The sequence below is a fragment of the Hydrogenophaga sp. genome, assembly GCF_041633695.1.
Lineage (GTDB): Bacteria > Pseudomonadota > Gammaproteobacteria > Burkholderiales > Burkholderiaceae_C > Hydrogenophaga.
Genome location: NZ_JBFJMY010000563.1, coordinates 1 through 2,394, shown reverse-complemented (window position 1 = coordinate 2,394; position 2,394 = coordinate 1). Strand labels below are relative to the sequence as shown.

General features: G+C 62.4%; 1 protein-coding gene and 2 pseudogenes. All 3 read right to left on the bottom strand.

Features of this window, described 5'->3' with window-relative positions; translation table 11 throughout:
- Positions 1-317, bottom strand: a pseudogene (locus ABYB95_RS21715) (nitronate monooxygenase); the annotation flags it as partial.
- 114 nt (positions 318-431) lie between these two features.
- Entirely contained in the window at positions 432-2,222 is a 1,791-nt protein-coding gene (locus tag ABYB95_RS21710; protein ID WP_372661849.1) for an acyl-CoA dehydrogenase, read from the bottom strand.
- A gap of 76 nt (positions 2,223-2,298) precedes the next feature.
- Positions 2,299-2,394, bottom strand: a pseudogene (locus ABYB95_RS21705) (electron transfer flavoprotein subunit alpha/FixB family protein); the annotation flags it as partial.

Here is a 2,394-nt window from a genome sequence, read left to right as displayed (position 1 = left end):
TTGTACTTTTCGCACAGTGCCATGTCCTGCTCCAGACGGTCATTGCTCTTGTGCACGATCTGGTTAATGGCAAACGGTGCGGCCTTGTTGTCGGGGTGGGCCTTGTCGTGTGCGGCCAGTGCCTCGGTGATCTCGGCCAGCCACTCGTCGAGCTGCGAGGCCGGGCGCGCGTTGAGCGCGGGCATCGCGCCCACCACGCCTGCCGTGCACTGCGCAATGACGAGCTTGGGGTTGCTGATGATGAACAGGGGCGAGCCGATCACTGGAAAACGGATGTTTTTCAGAACCGGGGGCAAAACACGTTGGCGTGTGGACATGGAGTCTCCGTTAAAGGGCAAATACGCGATCCGATTCTGGGTCCGCGAGCTGGTTGGGCCTGTCGAAATGGAGACAGGCGTAAGCGCTGCGACGAACGCCAGCGTCTCGGTGGATCAGAAGGCTTCCAGCGCCATCTCGTTCACAGCGTCCGCGCCGTCCACGATGCTGTCGCGCAAACCGGGAACGCGGCTCAAGATATGGTCGGCATAAAAACGCGCGGTGGTGATCTTGGCTTGCATGAAGCCCGCGTCCTGTGCCTTGGCCTGCAGCTCTTCGGCCACCAGCAGCGAACGCGCCAGTTGCCAGCCCGCCACCAGGTTGCCTGCCAGCATCAGGTAAGGCACGCTGCCGGCAAAGGCCGCGTTGGGGTTGCTGCGTGTGTTCGCGGCGATGAAGTCCACCACCTGCACAAAGGCCGTGCGTGCAGCATCCAGCCGCTTGGCCACAGCCACGGCGTTGGCGCTGCCGCTCTTGGCCAGCGCCACTTCGGTTTTTTCGATCTGCGCGGCGATGGCCTTGGCCGTCGCGCCACCGTCGCGTGCGGTCTTGCGCCCCACCAAATCGTTGGCTTGGATCGCGGTCGTACCTTCGTAGATGGTCAGGATCTTGGCATCGCGGTAGTGCTGTGCCGCACCGGTTTCTTCAATGAAGCCCATGCCGCCGTGCACCTGCACGCCCAGGCTGGTGACTTCCAGACTCATCTCGGTGCTGAAACCTTTGACCAGCGGGACCAGGAATTCGTAGAACGCCGCATTTTGTTTGCGCGCGTCGGCATCTGGGTGGTGGTGCGCCGCGTCGTAGGCGGCCGCAGCCACGCTGGCCATGGCCCGGCAACCCTCGGTAAAGGCACGCATGGTCATGAGCATGCGTTTCACATCGGGGTGGTGGATGATGGGGGCGGCGGTCGTCATGCTGCCATCCACCGGGCGGCTTTGCACGCGGTCTTTCGCGTACGCCACCGCTTGCTGGTACGAACGCTCGGCCACGGCAATACCCTGAACGCCCACGGCATAGCGCGCGGCGTTCATCATGATGAACATGTACTCCAGACCCCGGTTCTCCTGGCCCACCAGATAACCCACGGCGCCGCCGTGGTCGCCGTACTGCAGCACGGCGGTCGGGCTGGCCTTGATGCCCAGCTTGTGTTCGATGCTCACGCAGTGCACGTCGTTGCGCTCTCCCAGCGAGCCGTCCGCCTGCACCATGAACTTGGGCACCACAAACAGGCTGATGCCTTTCACACCTTCGGGTGCGCCGGTGACACGCGCCAGCACCAGGTGCACGATATTCTCGGCCATGTCGTGCTCACCATAGGTGATGAAAATTTTGGTGCCAAACACCTTGTAGCTGCCATCGGGCTGCGGTTCGGCGCGCGAGCGCACAGCGGCCAGATCGGAACCCGCCTGCGGCTCGGTCAGGTTCATGGTGCCGGTCCACTGGCCACTCACCAGCTTCTCCAGGTACACCGCCTTGAGCTCGTCGCTGCCGGCCGTCAGCAGGGCTTCGATGCCACCATCGGTGAGCAAAGGGCATAGCGCAAAACTCAGATTGGCCGAGTTGAGCATTTCACCGCAGGCCGCACCAATGGTCTTGGGCAAACCTTGTCCACCAAAGTCCACCGGGTGCTGCAAGCCTTGCCAGCCACCTTCGGCGTACTGCTTGAACGCCTCTTTGAAACCCGGCGTGGTCGTGACCACACCAGCCTTGAACGACGAGGGATTGAGGTCGCCCTCCCGGTTCAGGGGTGCCACCACACCTTCGTTGAACTTGGCGCACTCCTCGAGCACGGCTTGCGCGGTCTCCAGGCCCGCATCTTCAAAGCCGGGCAAATGGGCAATCTGGTCGATGCGCGCCAGGTGCTCGATGTCGAACAGCATGTCTTTCAACGGTGCGGTGTAGCTCATGGTGGTCTCCTGTTTTCGGTCTCGGATACAAGAAGGGCATCGCGAACGATGCCCTTGTTTGGCGTGGGCGCCGGGTTTAAAGCGCCTGTACCAATTCGGGCACGGCGACAAAGAGATCGGCCTCCAGGCCGTAGTCGGCCACGGAGAAGATCGGGGCTTCGGGGTCTTTGTT